Source organism: Lysinibacillus sp. UBA5994 (assembly GCF_002429725.1).
GTDB lineage: Bacteria > Bacillota > Bacilli > Bacillales_A > Planococcaceae > Lysinibacillus > Lysinibacillus capsici.
The window spans coordinates 216,312-235,955 of sequence record NZ_DJAU01000057.1 but is presented as its reverse complement, the minus strand read 5'-3'; the positions used below and the strand labels follow the sequence as shown (position 1 = coordinate 235,955).

Here is a 19,644-nt window from a genome sequence, read left to right as displayed (position 1 = left end):
GAGAGTAGGACGTCGCTAGGCGCAAAAAGTCGCTACTGATACACTCAGTAGTGGCTTTTTTTTGAGCCGATTATTATTTATAAATACATAAAAGAAGGCATCCTCAATGGGTGCCTTCTTGTTTTGATACTTAACTTAATGCGTATGAACTGTAGTAGCTCGTAGTTCGATACGGCGAATTTTCCCTGATGTCGTTTTTGGTAACTCATCAAGAAAGACGATACTACGAGGGTATTTATAAGGGGCTGTTAACGCTTTTACATGCTCCTGTAGCTCCTTTGTTAACTCCTCTTCATTACATTCTTTGAAGCCTTCTCGTAAGATAACAAATGCCTTTACAATATGCCCCCTAATTTCATCTGGCGCAGCTACAACTGCACATTCTTGTACAGCTTCATGTTTGTTTAATGCATCTTCAACTTCAAATGGTCCGATCGTATAACCAGATGAAATAATAATGTCATCTCCACGACCTTCAAACCAGAAGTAACCGTCTTCATCACATTTTGCTTGATCACCTGTAATATACCAATCCCCACGAAATGCAGCTTGCGTGCGCTCTGGTTCTTTATAATATTCTTTAAATAAAGCTGGTGAAGATTTGTGAACAGCAATATCACCAACTTCGCCAACTGGCGCTTCATTCCCTTCATTGTCGATAATACGTACAATATTACCTGGAGTTGGAACACCCATAGATCCAGGACGTAATTCTGTGTTTTCGAGTGTACCAATTAATAATGTGTTTTCTGTTTGTCCATAGCCGTCACGTACTTTTAGTCCAAAATGATTCATAAATGTTTCGATAACTGGACGATTTAAAGGCTCACCAGCAGAAACGGCACTACGTAGAGATGATAGATTGTAGTCTTGTAAATTATCGATTTTTGCCATAATCCGATATTCAGTCGGTGTACAACATAGAACATTAACTTTTTCATCCTGCATTAATTGAAGATAGGTTTTTGCATCGAATCCACCATGATAGACAAATGCAGTAGCACCGAGCATGATTGTGGATAAAAAAGGACTCCATATCCACTTTTGCCAACCAGGAGCAGCTGTTGCCCACACGAGGTCTCCTTCACGTACACAAAGCCATTTTGAAGCTGCAGTTCTAATATGTGCATATCCCCAGCCATGTGAATGAACCACGCCTTTAGGTTTACCAGTTGTACCAGATGTATAAGAAAGGAATGCCATGTCATCACGTGTAGTAGCTACGGCTGTAAATGTAGCTGGCTGCTTGCTTGCTAATTCATCTAAAGAAGTCCAATCTCCTTTCGCAGCACCGATCACTAGTTTATTTTTCAATGCGTCTACAGAAGAAGCAATTTGATCAATTTCACTAGTAAAAGCCTCATAAGCAATAACTGCACTAGCAGAAGAATGTTCCATCCGATATTCTAAATCGCTTGCACGTAGCATCTCTGAACATGAAATGGGTACGATACCAGCCTTTAAGCAGCCTAGAAAAACGAAATAGGCTTCTGGAAGTCGAGGAATAATAACTAATACACGATCACCTTTTTGAAGCCCCTTCTCCGTAAAAGCGTTTGCGTATTGATCCATTTTTTGGTTAAGCTCCACATAAGAAACTGTACGTCTCTCTTGTTGTGTATTTAACCAACGTATTGCTTGGCGATCACTATCTTGCGAAAATTTTTCTAATTCCTCTGTGATGTTATAAAATTCAGGTGCAATTAAATCATTTGATACCATCTTGAACATCCTCCCCCAGAAAATTTGATAGAAAATTCATAAAACTATTTTTATTTTAACAATTACAATAATATACAGCAAGAATATTTAGTACGTTAAATAGAAATATTAGAATTAATAGAGAACTATTATGCTTTCAAACGAATATAGGAGGATACTTCGACAAAAAATATAAAAATTTTCACAAAATGTGTTGCATTATTTATAATGCTTGCTATAATAATAAATGTACTTAAGAGGTTGTCTAAAACCAAAGTGAATAGCATTGTTCCGAAGTAGCTCAGTTGGTAGTAGCACCTGACTGTTAATCAGGTTGTCGCAGGTTCGAGTCCTGCCTTCGGAGCCATTTTTTTGTCCTTTTTTCAAATGCTATAATACATAAAAAAATTTGTGGAAAAGCATTGCAATTATTAATAAAAAATGTTATTATAATTCTTGTCTTGTTTGAGACGTAATATTGGCCCCTTGGTCAAGTGGTTAAGACACCGCCCTTTCACGGCGGTAACACGGGTTCGAATCCCGTAGGGGTCACCATTTAAAACATAGGCTTTATAAAGAATATAAACTGTGATATAACACCTGTTTCTATGGAGGATTAGCTCAGCTGGGAGAGCATCTGCCTTACAAGCAGAGGGTCGGCGGTTCGAGCCCGTCATCCTCCACCATTATTCTTGTGTTATTTCGGAGGGGTAGCGAAGTGGCTAAACGCGGCGGACTGTAAATCCGCTCCTTAGGGTTCGGCGGTTCGAATCCGTCCCCCTCCACCAGTTTTATAAATGATTGGGGTATAGCCAAGCGGTAAGGCAACGGATTTTGATTCCGTCATGCCTAGGTTCGAATCCTAGTACCCCAGCCATTTTTTCTTTTATGAGCCATTAGCTCAGTTGGTAGAGCATCTGACTTTTAATCAGAGGGTCGAAGGTTCGAGTCCTTCATGGCTCACTTTTTTAGAATGAAAATTATTCAAAAGTGTTATATTAACTACAGATAACTAATCTCTTGCTGAAAACAGTAGGAGATTTTTTTATGTTATTTATAAATGAATAAATATACAACTTTTTGTCGAGTTGAGCCAAGTGGTATGTAGGCTTTACAATAATCTTATAACTTTTAGGGGGTATAAAAACATGAATAAACTTAATATTTCTATTATTGGAGTACCAACAGATTACGGACAAACACGCCGTGGGGTAGATATGGGACCAAGTGCTATTCGATATGCAGGTATTGTTGAACGTTTAGAGGCTATCGGACACGATGTACAGGATCAAGGGGATATTCGTGTTAGTCAAAAGCTTGCTGACGGAGCTGTGGATGAAAAATTACTAAATTTAGAGGAAGTTGTAGATGTTAGTACTGCATTAGCAAATAGTGTGCATGAAGTAGTGGAACAAAAGAAATTCCCACTCGTATTTGGTGGAGACCATAGCATTGCTATTGGAACATTAGCTGGATTAGGTGAACATTACAAAAATCTCGGTGTTATCTGGTATGACGCTCATGCAGATTTAAATACACCTGAAACAACACCTTCAGGCAATATACATGGGATGCCGTTAGCCGTTAGTATTGGGCTAGGACATGAACGTTTAGTGCAAATTCGCAACTATGCTCCAAAAATTAAGCCAGAAAACGTGATTATTATTGGAGCTCGTTCAGTAGACCCAGGAGAACGTGAATTGATACGTCAACAAGGAATTAAAGTATATACAATGCATGAAATCGACCGACTTGGCATGACACGTGTGATGGAAGATGCACTTGCTTATTTAAAGGAACGAAATGTTGATGGCTTACATTTATCACTTGATTTAGACGGATTAGATCCACTTTATACGCCAGGTGTGGGTACACCAGTTCCAGGTGGAATTACGTACCGAGAAAGCCATTTAGCAATGGAAATGTTACAAGAATCAGGCATGGTAACTTCAGCAGAGTTTGTAGAGGTAAATCCTATACTAGATGAAAAGAATACAACAGCAAATGTGGCTGTTGCATTAATGGGATCTTTATTTGGTGAAACACTAGTTTAAAGAAAATTTGACAAAAAATTGCCTGTTGCCACATTGCATAAAAATCTTTTGCTATAATTGAATTAAAACGAAACTTTTCTTATCGGTGCTTCGTATAGTATAAGACAGTTGTAAAGGTGGAGAAGTCAACACAATGGATGCGTTAGTAAATAAGAGAATAAAACAAGTGCTTAAAGGCGATCAAAACGCATTTGCCGATATTGTGAGTCTCTATCAGCACAAACTGTACCAAGTATGCTATCGAATGTTAGGCAACAAACAAGAGTCTGAAGACATTGCTCAAGAGGCTTTTGTGCGAGCTTATATGAACTTGCATACATTTGATCAGAAAAGAAAATTTTCAACGTGGCTTTATCGCATAGCGACAAACCTCTGCATTGACCGTATTCGAAAAAAGAAACCGGATTATTATTTAGATGCAGAAGTAGCTGGTACAGAAGGGCTTGATATGTATTCGCAAATCGCAGCAGATGACCAGCTACCAGAGGAGCAGTTAGAACAAATGGAGCTGCAAGATCGCATTCAATATGAAATTGGACGATTGCCGGATAAATACCGTTCGGTTATAGTATTGAAATATATAGAAGAGTTATCGTTACAAGAGATTAGCGAGATTTTAGATATGCCGCTTGGAACGGTGAAAACGAGGATTCACCGCGGACGTGAGGCATTACGTAAGCAATTAAACAATCTGTAGGAGGGGGAGCGTCATGAATACTTGTCCAGAGCATATTATAGACTATATGCATGATTATTTAGACGGTGACATTAGTCGTGAGCATGAGCAAGAGTTGAAACAACACTTGCATACATGTAATGATTGTAAACAGTTGATGCAAGAATTGAGTGAAACAATCGCCTTTGTGAAGAGTGCTTCCCATATTACAGCGCCTCCGAGTTTTGAAGCAGCAGTTATGGCTCGTTTACCAAAACCAAAAAGTCGAGTAGGTATACAAAAATGGATTCGCCGGCATCCGTTCTTTGTGGCAGCAGCAGTATTTTGCTTATTCATGAGTGCTACATTATTGGGTAGCTTCATGGATGACCAGCATTTCTCGGTGACCAAGCAACCTAATTTAGTTGTGGATGGTCAAACAGTGATTGTCCCTGAAGGAGAAGTGGTAAAAGGCGATATTGTTGTGAAAAATGGCGATTTGATTGTTGAAGGTGAAGTTGATGGCAACGTCACAGTAATCAACGGGCAATATATGGCATCTTCAGCGGTAGTTTCAGGGAGAATCGAAGAAATTGACGAAGTATTTGAATGGTTATGGTATACAATTAAAAATTCTGTTAAGACAGCCATGACATTTGAGGAAAAAGAAGAAACTAAATAACACTCTATACGTCCTAAAAAATAGTGCACGTGAGAGGCTGAAAGGTCTACTCTTCTGAGTAGACTTTTTATTTGAAAAAAGTTACATTTGATAAGAATGTGATATACTTGAATGTGTATGGATTCGTAATGAAAAGTGGGGGATGCCACGTGCAAATTATCGAACATTTCACGGATTTAACACCTGTGAATATTGTTATTAACTTCATTGATGTACTGCTCGTTTGGTACGTTGTTTATAAAGTCTTAACCCTCATTAAAGGTACGAAGGCTGTCCAATTACTTAAGGGAATATTCGTCATTATTATTGCACGAATTGCAACAGACCTTTTAGGGTTACAAACACTTGGCTGGATGCTACAACAAGTTATTGAGTTTGGTTTCCTAGCGATTATTATTATTTTCCAACCTGAAATCAGACGTGGTTTAGAACAAATTGGACGAGGAAAGCTATTCCAACGTTCATCAAGTCAAGAAGAAGAAGAACAAACAAGACTTATTGAGGCTATGAAGAAGTCTGTAAGTTATATGGCTAAACGTCGAATAGGTGCGTTAATTTCTATTGAAAAAGAAACAGGTCTTAATGAATATATTGAAACAGGTATAGGGCTAAATGCTGAAATTTCATCAGAATTACTGATTAATATCTTTATACCAAATACCCCGCTACATGATGGGGCTGTTATTATGCAAAAAGATAAAGTTACAGCAGCGGCTTGTTATTTACCTTTATCTGAAAGCCCATTTATTTCAAAAGAGTTAGGGACACGCCACCGTGCTGCTCTTGGCTTAAGTGAAGTTACAGATGCTATTACAATTGTTGTGTCAGAAGAAACAGGCGCAATTAGTATAACATTAAATGGTAATCTCCATCGAAATCTATCTCTAGAGGAGTTTGAAACATTATTAAGAAAAATGTGGTTCGGATCAGTACAAGAATCAAATGCATCCTCTAAGTTGACTTGGAGGGGGAAAAAGAATGGATAAAATGATGGATAGCCCTTGGGTACTTAGAATCATCGCGCTATTTTTAGCGTTTTTGCTTTTTTTCTCAGTGCGTACTGAGTTGTCACCTTTAAATAAAGCTACCTCAAATGAACAAACGGATGTTATTCGTGATGTTCCAGTGGATGTTTATTACGATAATGAGAATCTTATTGTGACAGGTTTACCTGAAACTGTGGATGTAACGATAGAAGGTCCGATGGCATTGGTTTTAAAAGCAAAGGGAGCTAAGGATTTTTCTATATTTGCGGATTTGAGCAATTTATTGCTGGGAGAGCATGATGTAAAACTGCAATACGAAAATATTTCAGAAAAGTTAAAGGTGACATTAGACCCTGCAACTGTTCATGTGAATATTGAGGAAAAGGTCACGCAGGAGTTCCGAGTGGACCCTGAAATGAACAAACGTTTAATCGAAGAAGGTTTTATCTTAAAAGAAATGACGGCCAACCCGCCAACTGTTTATGTAACAGGTGCAAAAAGTGCTATTGAAAGCATTAGTTATGTAAAAGCAACTGTTACAGGAGAGCAGGGCTTGAAGCAATCATTCACACAGGAAGCAGCTGTAAAAGTATTAGATAGAGATTTAAATAAGTTAGACGTGACTATTGAACCTGAAATTGTGAAAGTTCAAGTAGATATAGCGGAGTATAGTCGAGAGATCCCAGTTGTCCTTAAGGAAACAGGGCAAGCTGCCGAAGACATTACCATTAACTCATTAACATTTACACCGAAAATGATCAAAGTGTATGGTAGAAAATCAATTATTGACAGTTTAACATCTATTCCAATAACAGTTGACCTGTCAAAAATTACTGAGTCCAAAACTTATGAATTTGATGTAAAATTACCAGATGGTGTGACAAAAATATCTGACAAGAAAATAAAAGTGAAGGCAGATATTACAAAGGTTGAACAAGAAGAACAGCAGAAAACACCAGCTTCTACAGAGGAAACGCCACCTCCAACTGAAGAACCTGATGTGACAGATGAGAGTACTACAACTGATAAAAATACGTCAACTGAGGAATCGGAAGATATTGATTCTTAAACAATATGTGACTATAATTTTATTTTGATTCTAAATCAAAAATCCAATCAGGTTTGTAATTCAGGTTTCATCAAACAAACTGGCAGAGTGGAATATTAATAATTACCAATGAATGAACAAAAGCAGACTTTTCCAAAAGTAAGCGGACAAGTGTCTAATGCTTGATAGAAACTCACTAGGCACTGTCTTGCATTGAAGGAGAGAATAAGTAGAATGGGTAAATATTTTGGAACAGATGGCGTCCGTGGCGTCGCGAATAGTGAATTAACACCAGAATTTGCATTTAAACTTGGTCGTATAGGCGGCTATGTTTTAACAAAAGATGCAACTGACCGTCCAAAGGTTTTAATTGGTCGTGACACACGTATTTCAGGCGAGATGCTTGAAGGTGCACTTGTGGCTGGTCTTTTATCAATTGGAGTAGAGGTAATGCGTCTGGGTATTATTTCAACACCAGGTGTGGCATACCTTACTCGAATTATGAGCGCAGATGCAGGCGTCATGATTTCAGCTTCACATAACCCAGTTGCAGATAACGGTATTAAATTTTTCGGTCCTGATGGCTTTAAGCTAACAGATGCACAGGAAGCGGAAATTGAAGCGTTAATTGATGCGCAAGAGGATACATTACCACGTCCTATAGGAGCAGATTTAGGATCTGTAAGTGACTATTTCGAAGGTGGTCAAAAATATATTCAATACTTAAAGCAAACAGTGGATGAAGAATTTGATGGTATCCATGTAGCGCTTGATTGTGCACATGGTGCAACTTCATCTTTAGCTACACATTTATTTGCTGATTTAGAAGCCGACATTTCTACAATGGGTGCTTCTCCAACTGGCTTAAATATTAATGATGGTGTAGGCTCAACACATCCAGAAGGACTAGCTAAATTTGTTACTGAAAAAGGTGCAGATGTTGGTTTAGCCTTTGATGGCGATGGAGACCGTTTAATTGCTGTAGATGAAAACGGAAAAATTGTTGACGGTGACCAAATTATGTTTATCATTGGTAAGCATTTAAATGCGGTAGGGCGTTTAAAGAAGCAAACAATTGTTTCAACAGTAATGAGCAATATGGGCTTCTATAAAGCTGTGGCTGACAATGGTATGCAAAGTGTACAAACAGCTGTAGGTGATCGTTATGTTGTGGAAGAAATGCGTGCGAATGAATACAATTTAGGTGGCGAGCAATCAGGGCATATCGTCTTTCTAGATTTTAATACAACAGGTGATGGCTTACTGACAGGAATTCAGCTTGTCAACATTATGAAAGCGACGGGTAAAAAGCTTTCAGAACTTGCAGCTGAAATGAAAATCTACCCTCAGCGTCTTGTCAATGTGCGTGTAACAGATAAGCATGCTGTGACTGATAATGCGAAAGTAGCTGCAGTAATTGCAGAGGTAGAAGCTGAAATGGCTGGAAATGGTCGTGTTTTAGTACGTCCTTCAGGTACAGAGCCATTAGTACGTGTCATGGTGGAAGCAGCAACAGAAACGGATTGCGAGCGTTTTGTCGAGCGAATTGCAGATGTTGTACGTGTAGAAATGGGCCTAACAGAATAAGAAATAGAGTGTAAACCCGATTTCCGTAAACAGGAAATCGGGTTTACTTATTTGAAAGGAATGTTTTAAATAAGCGAGATGGGGAACAGTAATTAGGAGTCACAATAACAAGGAGTGTTTAATTGATATGGCTAAAATTGCTACAGTTATAACAGATATGTTTGAGGACATTGAGTTTACAAGCCCTAAAGAAGCTTTGGAAGCAGCTGGGCATCAGCTAGTAACAATTGATATCGAAGCAGGCAAGGAAGTTAAGGGTAAGCATGGAGAGTCCGTGAAAATTGATAAAGGCATTGATGAAGTAAAAGCTACAGATTACGATGCATTATTTATTCCTGGTGGTTTTTCTCCCGATATATTACGTGCGGATGATCGTATAGTAGCATTTGCAAAGTCCTTTATGGATGAAATGAAGCCTACCTTTGCCATTTGTCATGGACCACAACTTCTTATTACTGCAAAGACATTAAATGGGCGTGACGCCACAGGTTATAAATCCATCCAAGTGGATTTAGAAAATGCAGGGGCAATCTTCCATGATGAAGAAGTATTTGTCTGTCAAAAACAGCTTGTAACAAGTAGAACGCCAGATGATCTTCCTGCATTTAATAGAGAAATTGTTAAATTATTAGACAGTAAATAAAGGATAGGCACAAGCATTTAAAATGCTTGTGCCTAATTTCTATTACAATGCTTATCAAAGTGCTTATGCATCGCTTTGTCTACATATTTGTCACGAAAAAGCTTTAGGACTAGGTGTTTTTTATAACGAAAATTTGACGGATAGCATATGATTGAGTATGATGGAGAAGTTGAAGATGAGGTCCGACCTTATCCTTTAACGAACGCCTAAGGAGGGAAGAAAGCGCAAAATCGGAAAACAATTATAGCGCCTGAGCTGAAGAAATCGGACGAAAAGATCTTCAGCAGACGAGGTGGAGGTTTATCGAAAATTCGGCGGATGCCTCCCAATCGACATACCCGATTGTCATTTTCCATTTTGAAAGCATTTGAGTGATTGAATGTACAGAAAATGGAGAAGGTATTGTAAAAGCAATAGATAAATAGATGAAGCTTCACATATCGAAGATCTCTATTCAGTTGGCTGAGTAGCTTGTGTGTATTGGAGTGCTTTATTTTTATAAAAATAAAGCTTTGCTTGTACATTCAAAAAAATTCGATAGGATGAGGCCTAGTTTGTCATTGCGTTAAATTGACATTATCGGAGGACGAGAATTATGTGTGGAATTGTAGGATATATTGGTGAATCAGATGCAAAGGAAATTCTATTAAAAGGCTTAGAAAAGCTAGAGTACCGTGGTTATGATTCAGCGGGTATTGCAGTACGTAACGAGGAAGGCGTAACGGTTTTCAAAGAAAAAGGGCGTATTGCAGATTTACGAGAAGCGGTAGATGAAGATGTTGCTGCGAAAATTGGTATTGGTCATACACGTTGGGCAACACATGGTGTGCCAAATCGTTTAAATGCTCACCCACATCAAAGTGCATCAGGACGCTTTACACTTGTGCATAATGGGGTTATTGAAAACTATCACTTATTGCAAAAAACATATTTAAAAGGCATTCCAATGAAATCTGATACAGATACAGAGGTTATTGTGCAATTAGTAGAGTTATTTGTGAAAGATGGTCTAAGCACTGCAGACGCCTTCCGTAAAACATTATCTCTATTACATGGCTCCTATGCACTGGCACTATTAGATGCAGAGGCAGCAGATACAATCTTTGTAGCAAAAAATAAATCACCACTTCTTGTTGGGATTGGTGAAGGTTTCAATGTTGTTGCGTCAGATGCAATGGCGATGCTACAGGTAACAGATCAATACGTAGAGCTTCACGATAAAGAGGTAGTTATCGTACACAAAGCAAGTGTGGAAATTACAAAATTAGATGGTACTGTAGTAGAGCGTGCACCATATACTGCTGAGCTTGATATGAGTGATATTGAAAAAGGCACATATCCACACTATATGTTAAAAGAAATGGATGAGCAGCCTACAGTTATTCGTAAAATCATTCAAGCATATGAAGGTGACAACGGTGATTTAACGATTGATGCGGAGATTTTAGAAGCCTTACGAGCAGCAGATCGTTTATATATTATTGCAGCGGGCACAAGCTATCATGCGGGTCTTATCGGTAAACAATATTTCGAAAAAATGGCCGGTATCCCTGTAGAAGTGCATATTTCTAGTGAATTTGGCTATAACATGCCATTACTTTCAGAAAGACCATTATTTATCTTCATTACCCAATCAGGGGAAACAGCAGATAGTCGTCAAGTACTTGTAAAAATTAAAGAGTTGGGCTATCCAACATTAACGATCACAAATGTACCTGGCTCTACGTTATCACGTGAAGCTGACCATACATTGTTATTACATGCAGGTCCAGAAATTGCTGTAGCTTCTACAAAAGCTTATGTGGCACAAGTAGCAGTACTTGCATTAGCAGCCTATGTGACAGCAAAGGCAAATGGCAAAGGCTTAGAATTTGATTTAAAACAAGAGCTTGCGATTGCCGCTAATGGCATCCAAACAATTATTGATTCAAAAGATGTGTTAGAAGACATTGCAGAAGATTACTTAAAAATCGCACGCAACGCATTCTTCATTGGCCGTAATATGGACTTCTATGTCAGTCTTGAAGGTGCCTTAAAACTAAAAGAAATTTCGTACATCCAAGCAGAAGGCTTTGCTGGTGGAGAACTGAAGCACGGAACAATTGCCTTAATCGAAGAAGGTACACCTGTGTTTGCGCTTGTCACACAAGCATCAGTAGGATTAAACATCCGTGGTAATGTTAAAGAAGTAGCGGCTCGTGGTGCATATCCATGTATTATCGCGATGGCAGGCATTGATGAAGACGGCGACCGTTTAGTCATTCCGCATGTTCATGAATTACTAACACCACTTGTATCAGTAGTACCTTTACAATTAATTAGCTACTATGCTGCACTTCACCGTCGCTGTGATGTAGATAAACCACGTAACCTAGCTAAATCGGTAACTGTTGAGTAGGAACAAAAATTAGATTTAATGTGTTGGTGATTTTAAATAAAGTCATACCGTTTGTAAAAAAATTACACCATTTTACCCCTTTGGATACTATTAATCTAAAGGGGTGTTTTTATCCATAACGAAACACTCCTTGAAACCGAATAGGAGAGCAACATTTCAAATAATGTCCCTTGATATAATTCTCTATGTAATCTAACTATGTTTGAACAAGGAGATGGAAGCATGAGTAAGTTAACAGGCAAAATCGCTTTAGTTACAGGATCAAGTCGAGGAATTGGCCGCAGTATTGCATTGCGTCTGGCACAAGAGGGAGCCTTTGTCGTCGTTCATTATGGGAAAAGACGTACTGAGGCAGAAGCAGTTGTTCACCAGATCGAACAAAGCGGAGGAAATGCTTTGGTGATTGGTGCTGACCTTAGTACTCTAGATGGTATTCAAGATTTATTTATTACTTTGGATGATACTATTCGGGAATATATGGGCGGTTGCGGATTCGATATTCTTGTCAACAATGCTGGAATTGGTCAAATTATCAGTTTAGATGAGACGACGGAAGAATCATTTGACGAGGTAATGAAGATAAATGTTAAAGCACCACTTTTTGTTACTCAGCAAGCTTTGCCACGTTTAAAAGATGGGGGGCGTATTATTAATATTTCATCTTTTGTGACACGTGCAGCTTCACCAAGTGTCTTCACGTACAGTATGTCCAAAGGTGCAATCGACACGTTTACGCGTCTTCTAGCCAAACAACTAGGGAGCCGGAATATTACGGTAAACGCCATCCAGCCTGGAATTATTAATACAGAGATGAATGCTGAGACTTTGAAAAACCTTGATGGACAAAAATATGCGGCTGGTCTTTCAATTTTCAACAGATGGGGAGAACCCGGGGATGTGGCAGATATTGCCGCCTTTCTTGCTTCCTCAGACAGCCGTTGGGTAACTGGTCAATTGCTCGATGCAAGTGGAGGATCACATCTATAGAACATTAATTATCAAGCTTTGTATGGCATAATCCTCCTCAATCAGGCGCTATTGTTGTATAGGCTGTTCTGTTCTTCTTGAATTCACGGAGCGGAGGATTGTTAAGTTAATTAAAAACAAAGTAAAAGCGGTCCTCCACAGATATGATGTGGAAGGCCGCTTTTTTGTTATAAGCACAGTCACCATTTATTATTGGTTACATCTGATTCACTTAATCGTATAGTAATAGATTAAGAGATCTATTTAGCTTACGAAGCATTACGCAATGATTTCAGAATTAAACTCAAAATGAAAACTAGTATAATTGCTCCAATGAGGGCAGGGAAGATATAGAAATCGGAAATTTTAGGACCCCAACTTCCAAGAAGCATACCACCAATCCATGCGCCGATAATACCTGCAATAATATTACCAATAATTCCACCTGGGATATCTTTACCCAAAATTATACCTGCAAGCCAACCGATAAGCCCGCCAATTATTAAAAACCAAATGAAACTCATACTATCCATCTCCTATTTTGTATTTTAAATATTTTGTTATAGTGTTTTATAACCTTTTTTGAACTCTTTCAAACTATAAGGAGGAAAAAATAAAAATTAGGGGAAGTTTCAAGGGAGATATCAGACATTGGCGCATTTCTGTAATAAGAGGAGCATCTTTATTTTAATGATAGTAATAAATTCATGTTTATTCTATTTTCATCCTGAAGAAGATGTATAGTTAAGGGACCGAACGCCGAAATCCAATATCAAATCACAAGTTTATTCTGACCAAGAATTACAAAATGGAGACTTAGCGTATAAGCATGGATTAACAACAGGACTTTCCTGATGTGTCTATAAGATTTTATTATTGATTTACATAAACCTTCCACCGATTTTGGTGGAAGAATTTTATGCATTCTAAAATTCCTTTGAAATATAGTATAATCTAGAAATTAAGCTGGATTCAAACTAGGTTTTCCTCTCATATTTAGTAATTTCTTATGATTTTTCTTGTTGAAACAATCATAACAGTCAAATTACCATGAGCTAAGTTATATTCTCTTAAATATGGCAACAAAGGGATTTAAATAAAAGAAGGATGAAAGTTATATGAATTATACTAGTTGAAAAGGGTGAAGGTTAAGTATATTGAACAAAAAAAAGATACCATTACAAACAAAAATATTGGGACTGATTAGCACGTTAATTCTTTTTATTGTTTTTCTGCTCGCCAGTATATTTGCTTATTTACAATATGTCGATGCAAGGACTCAAGTTAAACAATTGGCATTGCAAACGGCTATGACAATCTCTCTTATGCCAGAACTTAAAGAATCCATTGGGAAAAGTGATTTAGAGCTACGTTTTCGTCCAATTGCTGAGCAAGTAATAGATCAGGTAAATGCAGAAAATATTATTATTGAAGATCGGGAGAAGATTATTTATTCGCACAGAAGCCCAAGTCAGGTTGGTCAGAAGAGTTTTGACCATACAAATAATTATGGGTTAATATTTGGTGGTTCTAATAATTTTGAATTGGAACGAGAGAGTGGTTCTGTTTTAATAGGAAAGGTTCCTATCATAGCAGACAATGGAGAATATACTCGTGTAATTGGGACCGTAGCGGTTGAATACGCAGAAAAAGAAATCTTTCAAAATATTTATAAACGAATTAAGTCCATTCTCATTGCTTCTCTGATTGTTTTAATTTTAGGAATCATTGGTGGTATTTTTTTAACCAAAAGTATTAGAAAAGATACTATGGGATTGGAACCGCATGAAATCTCCTCACTATATAGAGAAAGAAGTGCCATTCTGTTATCAGTAAAGGAAGGAATCATTGCAATCGATCAAAAGGGTTTCTTAACCTTAATCAACAATTCTGCTAGTTCGATGTTGAACCTCAAGGATGAATCCTCTATTGGTGAACATATTCAATTTGTCTTACCAGCAATTAATATCGATCATGTATTACAGAAAGGTAAGCCCATTCATAATGTAGAGATATTAATTAATGATAAAGTATTTATTTTTAATTTTATTCCCATTATCGAAAATGGAAAGATTATGGGTGTGGTTTCTAGTTTTCGTGATAAAACGGAGCTTAAAAAGCTTATTGATACGATCACAGAGGTTCGCGCATATTCTGAGGGACTTCGTGCACAAACGCATGAGTACTCAAATAAACTTTACTTATTATCAGGATTAATTCAATTAGAGAGATATCAGGATGCGTTTGAATTTATACAAAAGGAGTCAGCCAATCACCAACACCAAAACCGAATCCTATTTAATCAAATTCAAGATATAAATGTTCAAGCTATATTATTAGGGAAACTGGGCAATGCATCGGAAAAGAAGATTGCCTTTGAAATTGATCCTGATAGTTATGTAGATGTCTTACCAAGTCACATTGAAATCACGGATATCATCACAATCATTGGAAATCTTATTGATAATGCATTTGATGCCGTAGCCGATCGAAAAGAGAGAAGGGTGTCTTTCTCAATTACAGGAATTGGGAGTGATATCATTATAGAAGTAGCAGATAACGGAAAGGGAATTGCAGAAGATATGTTAGATTTTATATTTGATTTACGTAGTTCATCTAAAGGAAAAAATAGGGGGTACGGTTTATTTAATGTTAAACAAATTGTAGAATCTTTAGGTGGAACAGTAGAAGTAAAAAATGACAAAAACGGTGGGGCCATTTTCACGGTATTTCTACCGAAATAATGAAGCTTACTCAATGAGATAATCTATAGTACTACTGATGTTGGAGGTACTTCCCTTTAAGTCGGGTTTCTAAATGTCAGCACAGGGAGATAAAAGAAGGAGAGGGGAAAAATGATTAAGGTTGTCATTGCGGAAGATGATTTTCGTATTGCACAAGTGCAAGAACAGTTTTTGCATAAAGTACCAGATGTAAAGGTTGTTCAGAAGGCATTGAATGCAAAGGAAACGATGGACATACTAGAGAAATATGAAGTTGACTTGCTTTTTTTGGATATCTATATGCCCGATGATCTTGGAACAAATTTGTTAGCAAAAATTCGCGATCATTATCCAACAATCGATATTATTATAGTGACTGCTGCAACAGAAAAAACGATGTTGGAGACGGCAGTTAGATATGGTGTGAGTAACTATTTGTTGAAGCCTGTGACAATGGAGAAATTTGTTGAAGCGGTGGAAGAATATAAAAAAAAGAAAAAACTTCTAAGTCATCGTGATGAGGTCGACCAAACATTGATTGATCAATACTTTGGTGTTGCCAATCAATTGTCCTCATCTCAAAAAGACTTACCTTCAGGTGTTGATCGTCATACTTTAGAAAAAGTGAAAGAGGTAATGAAGGAACTAAAAGGTGGTATTTCCATCGAGGAGATGGGTGAACAAATCGGTGCATCTCGAACAACTGCTAGAAGGTATTTAGAGTTTCTTGTTTCAATTGATGTCTGTACGGCAAAACATGAATATGGAGTTGTTGGAAGGCCTGAGAGGAAATATTACTATAAAGAATAACAACAAGGTTAACTTAAAAATAAGGACAAGGGATGAACAATGAGAAAAAAAATAATGTTTATTTTCGTGCTTGTTGTCATGCTTTGCTTTGGTTGTTCACAAGATGAGGGGCATGAAGCAATAACAGATACAGTAACATTCATTGCCCCAAGCTCTATTGGTGGAGGTTGGGACAAAACAGCAAGAGCCATACAGGATATTTTACTGAGTAACAATTTGATTGATGAGGATATTCATGTACTGAATAAAATAGGTGCTGGTGGAGAGCTAGGATGGAAATATACTAAACAACAAAAAAAACATGTGCTAGCAATGAATTCAAGCCTACTCATAACCAATCATTTGTTGGGGCAAAGTAAGCTAACCTACAAAGATTTTACACCCATTGCCACTTTGGCTACAGAATGGAATGTCGTAATTGTCTCCAAGGATTCAGAAATAAAAAGTGCAAAAGGTTTAATGGAAGAGCTCAAAGAAACACCTCAAGCGTATAAAATAGGAGTTTCCCCGAGATTAGGCAATGATGATCAAATTTCTTTTGTATTAGCGAGTAAACAGGCAGGAGTGCATCCTGAAAAACTAGATTTTTTAGTTTATGAGAATAGTGATGAAGTTGTTGATGCATTATTAAAAAAGCAAATAGATGTGGCAACGATGGCATTATCCGAGGCTAAAAAATATTATGATTTGAATCAGGTACAATTGCTTGTCATTTCCTCGGAGAAACGTTTAAAGGAGCTCCCAGAAATTCCTACATGGAAGGAAGAGGGAATAAATGTAGTTTTTAAACACTGGCGCGGTATTATGGGACCACCTAATATGTCAAAAAAGGAAATCGAATTTTGGGAGACGACATTTGCAAAAATGGTCAAAACCAAAGAATGGAAACAAACTTTACAGATATATATGTGGGAAGATTTTTATATGAACAGTAGAGATACATCTAGATTTCTTGATGATGAAAATAAGAAATATGAGAAATTATTGGAGATTTACTGAGTAAATTTACTCTTATTAGGCATAGTAATATATTTGCTTTATTAGGTTGACTATTGAGATCTATGTGTTTTCCTTTCTATCGTCTTATACGATGGTGGAGAGAATACATAGTCCAAGGTTAGCCTCTTTTTTTGTTTATCAAAAATAGACAGGCATACAGTGCTTTTCGTGAACAAAATGTACAAAATAGCTATAAAGAAATTAATAAACATTAATTTGTAAACGATTACATTTGGTCGATGTTAATTTATTATAAGGTGTAATATTCGGAAAATTAGTTATTTAACGAATTGATAAATAACTTCACAAAGCATTTGGGGGGAGTATTATGCTAGCAATTTTAGGTTTTTTAATGATAATAGTATTTATGATTTTGATTATGACGGGCCGTCTTACAGCAATGATTGCATTAATTGTAGTGCCAATTACGTTCGCAGTTATTGGTGGATTCGGAAGTGAAATGGGACCTATGATGTTGGATGGGATTAAAAGTGTCGCTCCAACAGGGATTATGATTTTATTTGCAATTCTTTTCTTTGGTATTTTGATCGATGCTGGTGTATTTGATCCAATCATTAAAACGATTCTTAGGTTAGTAAAAGGGGATCCTGTAAAAATTGCTATCGGAACAGCCGTATTAGCCCTTTTTATTTCTTTAGATGGTGATGGTACGACAACATACATGATTACTATTTCTGCCTTTCTACCGCTTTATAAAAGAATTGGCATGCGACCAATTGTATTAGCTGGTATTGCCGTATCAGCTTCGGGTGTGATGAACCTTCTACCTTGGGGAGGACCAACAGCAAGGGTTATGACAGCCTTGAATCTGGAAATGTCTGAGGTTTTTACACCAGTGATTCCAGCGATGATTGGCGGGGCTATCTTTGTTCTGTTCATGGCATTTACGTTCGGAAGACAGGAAAGAAAGCGGATTGGTATTATAGAATATGATTATGAAGCGGCAGCTCAGTCTGCTGCTACAGTCGAAGATGACTATTTGAAACGTCCAAAACTAATTATCTTTAACTATACTTTGACAATTGTTCTTTTAGTAGCGTTAATTATGGAGTTATTACCACCTGTTGCATTATTCATGCTTGGTTTTGCGATTGCGATTACTGTAAACTATCCAAAATTGAAAGATCAGAAGGAACGTGTTGCGAATTATGCTGACAATGCATTATCTGTTGTTTCTATGGTTTTTGCAGCTGGGATATTTACAGGCATTCTTTCAGGTACATCAATGGTAGATGCCATGGCAAACTCAGTGATTCATTATATTCCAGATGCAATGGGTTCTCATTTTGCGGTTGTTACAGCCATTCTCAGCGCACCTTTTACATTTTTTATGTCTAATGATGCTTTTTACTATGGAGTACTGCCCTTACTTGCAAAGGCAGGAGCAGTTTATGGCATTGATCCAGCCCTAATCGGTAGAGCTTCTCTTTTAGGTATGCCAGTACACCTTCTAAGTCCGCTTGTTCCCTCTACGTATTTATTAGTAGGAATGGTTGGAGAGGATTTCGGAACACTACAACGTATCTTCTTAAAGTGGGCATTCGGTTCTACAATTGTCATGATTATTGTCTGTGTAGTGTTGGGGATTTTCCCCCTTTAAAAGCTACGGTTCATGGGGTGAAAAAGATTACCTAGTAAAAATTCTTTATTTATAAGTGTAAGAGAAGCCTATTTTAATGGGCTTCTTTTTTTCTATTCTTATTCGAGTACCCGCCATAAATTAAAAATTGTTTAGAAGGATGTTTCAGATAGGGGTTTTAAAGCGTTTTTATTCGTAAAAAGGACAATCATCATATACGATAAAAATAATTAAGACTTAGGATTCTGCAATTAAAAAGAAATTATTCAAATAGGAGAAAGGTGGTTTGAAATATGAAAATCCGTAAGATTGACCATGTGGGGATAATCGTCAATGATCTTCCTGCAGCGAAAGCATTTTTTCTTGACTTTGGCCTTGAGGTGTTAGGGGAAGGAAAAGTGGAGGGTGAATGGGTGAAGAGGATGGAGCGGGTAATAGGGCTTCAAGATACAAAAGAGGACGTTGCAAAATTGCGAACGTCAGATAGTGACGCAAATATAGAAATAGTAATGCTGCGAACGCCAGACGGTGAGACGAATATTGAACTAGTAAAATTTAACGCGCCATCAAATGAAATAGGCATCCAGCATCCTTTAGCAAATACTTTGGGTATCCAGCATATTGCCTTCAATGTTGAAGATATTGAAGCCCTCGTTAACAAATTGACAAAGAAGGGCGCAGAACTTATTAGTGACATTTATAGTTACGAAAACGCCTATAAACTATGCTACGTTCGTGGGCCAGAAGGAATTATTTTAGAGCTCGCTGAAGAAATAAAATAGAATAGTAATC

The 19,644-nt window shown here is 37.4% G+C and carries 16 protein-coding genes and 6 tRNA genes; 20 read left to right on the top strand and 2 right to left on the bottom strand.

What is annotated here, in order from left to right:
- Positions 1–135 precede the first annotated feature (135 nt).
- Positions 136–1,722 carry an acyl-CoA synthetase MbcS gene (mbcS, locus tag B3D98_RS20060; protein WP_288585578.1) on the bottom strand — a complete coding sequence of 529 codons (1,587 nt, stop codon included), beginning with the start codon at positions 1,720–1,722 and terminating at the stop codon, positions 136–138.
- A gap of 269 nt (positions 1,723–1,991) precedes the next feature.
- Between mbcS and B3D98_RS20055 the strand changes: the two genes are divergently transcribed.
- From B3D98_RS20055 to B3D98_RS19985, 15 genes are all read left to right on the top strand, one after another.
- A tRNA-Asn gene (locus B3D98_RS20055) sits at positions 1,992–2,068 on the top strand.
- Between the two features lie 113 nt (positions 2,069–2,181).
- Positions 2,182–2,256: transfer RNA gene (locus tag B3D98_RS20050), tRNA-Glu, on the top strand.
- A 55-nt stretch (positions 2,257–2,311) separates the two neighbouring features.
- Positions 2,312–2,387, top strand: a tRNA-Val gene (locus B3D98_RS20045).
- Positions 2,388–2,405: 18 nt separating this feature from the next.
- Positions 2,406–2,489, top strand: a tRNA-Tyr gene (locus B3D98_RS20040).
- A 14-nt stretch (positions 2,490–2,503) separates the two neighbouring features.
- A tRNA-Gln gene (locus B3D98_RS20035) sits at positions 2,504–2,578 on the top strand.
- A 13-nt stretch (positions 2,579–2,591) separates the two neighbouring features.
- Positions 2,592–2,664 (top strand) — tRNA-Lys (locus B3D98_RS20030).
- Between the two features lie 185 nt (positions 2,665–2,849).
- Positions 2,850–3,755, top strand: a complete 906-nt coding sequence (rocF, locus tag B3D98_RS20025; protein WP_004225412.1) for an arginase — start codon at positions 2,850–2,852, stop codon at positions 3,753–3,755.
- A gap of 133 nt (positions 3,756–3,888) precedes the next feature.
- Positions 3,889–4,452 (top strand): RNA polymerase sigma factor SigW, encoded by a 564-nt coding sequence (sigW, locus tag B3D98_RS20020; protein ID WP_004225410.1) that lies wholly within the window; start codon positions 3,889–3,891, stop codon positions 4,450–4,452.
- A 13-nt stretch (positions 4,453–4,465) separates the two neighbouring features.
- Positions 4,466–5,092, top strand: a complete 627-nt coding sequence (locus B3D98_RS20015) for an anti-sigma factor family protein (RefSeq protein ID WP_009370547.1) — start codon at positions 4,466–4,468, stop codon at positions 5,090–5,092.
- 149 nt (positions 5,093–5,241) lie between these two features.
- Positions 5,242–6,078 (top strand): diadenylate cyclase CdaA, encoded by an 837-nt coding sequence (cdaA, locus tag B3D98_RS20010; RefSeq protein WP_009370548.1) that lies wholly within the window; start codon positions 5,242–5,244, stop codon positions 6,076–6,078.
- Complete coding sequence (locus tag B3D98_RS20005) at positions 6,071–7,147, top strand: CdaR family protein (RefSeq protein WP_048393928.1); 1,077 nt, start codon at positions 6,071–6,073, stop codon at positions 7,145–7,147. Before cdaA ends, B3D98_RS20005 begins: the two co-directional genes overlap by 8 nt.
- Positions 7,148–7,360: 213 nt before the next feature.
- Positions 7,361–8,713, top strand: a complete 1,353-nt coding sequence (gene glmM / locus B3D98_RS20000; RefSeq protein WP_054549733.1) for a phosphoglucosamine mutase — start codon at positions 7,361–7,363, stop codon at positions 8,711–8,713.
- Positions 8,714–8,840: 127 nt separating this feature from the next.
- Positions 8,841–9,356, top strand: a complete 516-nt coding sequence (locus B3D98_RS19995; RefSeq protein WP_054549732.1) for a type 1 glutamine amidotransferase domain-containing protein — start codon at positions 8,841–8,843, stop codon at positions 9,354–9,356.
- Positions 9,357–9,951: 595 nt separating this feature from the next.
- On the top strand, positions 9,952–11,754 hold the full coding sequence (glmS, locus tag B3D98_RS19990) for a glutamine--fructose-6-phosphate transaminase (isomerizing) (protein ID WP_054549731.1): 1,803 nt from the start codon (positions 9,952–9,954) through the stop codon (positions 11,752–11,754).
- A 222-nt stretch (positions 11,755–11,976) separates the two neighbouring features.
- Positions 11,977–12,741: an SDR family oxidoreductase gene (locus B3D98_RS19985; protein ID WP_288585557.1), complete on the top strand. Its 765-nt coding sequence runs from the start codon at positions 11,977–11,979 to the stop codon at positions 12,739–12,741.
- Between the two features lie 248 nt (positions 12,742–12,989).
- Here the strand turns inward: B3D98_RS19985 and B3D98_RS19980 are convergent, their stop codons facing one another.
- Positions 12,990–13,244: a GlsB/YeaQ/YmgE family stress response membrane protein gene (locus B3D98_RS19980; protein WP_016991561.1), complete on the bottom strand. Its 255-nt coding sequence runs from the start codon at positions 13,242–13,244 to the stop codon at positions 12,990–12,992.
- A 630-nt stretch (positions 13,245–13,874) separates the two neighbouring features.
- Here B3D98_RS19980 and B3D98_RS19975 point away from each other — a divergent pair.
- The 5 genes from B3D98_RS19975 (at position 13,875) to B3D98_RS19955 (ending at position 19,634) form a co-directional block, all read left to right on the top strand.
- Positions 13,875–15,464, top strand: a complete 1,590-nt coding sequence (locus B3D98_RS19975; protein WP_288585592.1) for an ATP-binding protein — start codon at positions 13,875–13,877, stop codon at positions 15,462–15,464.
- A 111-nt stretch (positions 15,465–15,575) separates the two neighbouring features.
- Positions 15,576–16,253 carry a response regulator gene (locus B3D98_RS19970; protein ID WP_054549728.1) on the top strand — a complete coding sequence of 226 codons (678 nt, stop codon included), beginning with the start codon at positions 15,576–15,578 and terminating at the stop codon, positions 16,251–16,253.
- A 39-nt stretch (positions 16,254–16,292) separates the two neighbouring features.
- A complete protein-coding gene (locus B3D98_RS19965) occupies positions 16,293–17,252 on the top strand; it encodes a tripartite tricarboxylate transporter substrate binding protein (RefSeq protein ID WP_066037916.1) in 960 nt (319 codons plus the stop codon).
- A gap of 328 nt (positions 17,253–17,580) precedes the next feature.
- Entirely contained in the window at positions 17,581–18,873 is a 1,293-nt protein-coding gene (locus B3D98_RS19960) for a CitMHS family transporter (RefSeq protein ID WP_054549726.1), read from the top strand.
- Between the two features lie 272 nt (positions 18,874–19,145).
- A complete protein-coding gene (locus B3D98_RS19955) occupies positions 19,146–19,634 on the top strand; it encodes a VOC family protein (protein WP_288585548.1) in 489 nt (162 codons plus the stop codon).
- Positions 19,635–19,644 lie beyond the last annotated feature (10 nt).

Bases quoted from the DNA above. Each gene is read 5' to 3' on its own strand.
- B3D98_RS20015 (WP_009370547.1), top strand. From the start codon at position 4,466: ATGAATACTTGTCCAGAGCATATTATAGACTATATGCATGATTATTTA.
- sigW (WP_004225410.1), top strand. From the start codon at position 3,889: ATGGATGCGTTAGTAAATAAGAGAATAAAACAAGTGCTTAAAGGCGAT.
- B3D98_RS19985 (WP_288585557.1), top strand. From the start codon at position 11,977: ATGAGTAAGTTAACAGGCAAAATCGCTTTAGTTACAGGATCAAGTCGA.
- B3D98_RS19995 (WP_054549732.1), top strand. From the start codon at position 8,841: ATGGCTAAAATTGCTACAGTTATAACAGATATGTTTGAGGACATTGAG.
- B3D98_RS19980 (WP_016991561.1), bottom strand. From the start codon at position 13,244: ATGAGTTTCATTTGGTTTTTAATAATTGGCGGGCTTATCGGTTGGCTT.
- rocF (WP_004225412.1), top strand. From the start codon at position 2,850: ATGAATAAACTTAATATTTCTATTATTGGAGTACCAACAGATTACGGA.
- B3D98_RS19970 (WP_054549728.1), top strand. From the start codon at position 15,576: ATGATTAAGGTTGTCATTGCGGAAGATGATTTTCGTATTGCACAAGTG.
- glmS (WP_054549731.1), top strand. From the start codon at position 9,952: ATGTGTGGAATTGTAGGATATATTGGTGAATCAGATGCAAAGGAAATT.
- mbcS (WP_288585578.1), bottom strand. From the start codon at position 1,722: ATGGTATCAAATGATTTAATTGCACCTGAATTTTATAACATCACAGAG.
- glmM (WP_054549733.1), top strand. From the start codon at position 7,361: ATGGGTAAATATTTTGGAACAGATGGCGTCCGTGGCGTCGCGAATAGT.
- B3D98_RS19960 (WP_054549726.1), top strand. From the start codon at position 17,581: ATGCTAGCAATTTTAGGTTTTTTAATGATAATAGTATTTATGATTTTG.
- B3D98_RS19965 (WP_066037916.1), top strand. From the start codon at position 16,293: ATGAGAAAAAAAATAATGTTTATTTTCGTGCTTGTTGTCATGCTTTGC.
- B3D98_RS20005 (WP_048393928.1), top strand. From the start codon at position 6,071: ATGGATAAAATGATGGATAGCCCTTGGGTACTTAGAATCATCGCGCTA.
- B3D98_RS19955 (WP_288585548.1), top strand. From the start codon at position 19,146: ATGAAAATCCGTAAGATTGACCATGTGGGGATAATCGTCAATGATCTT.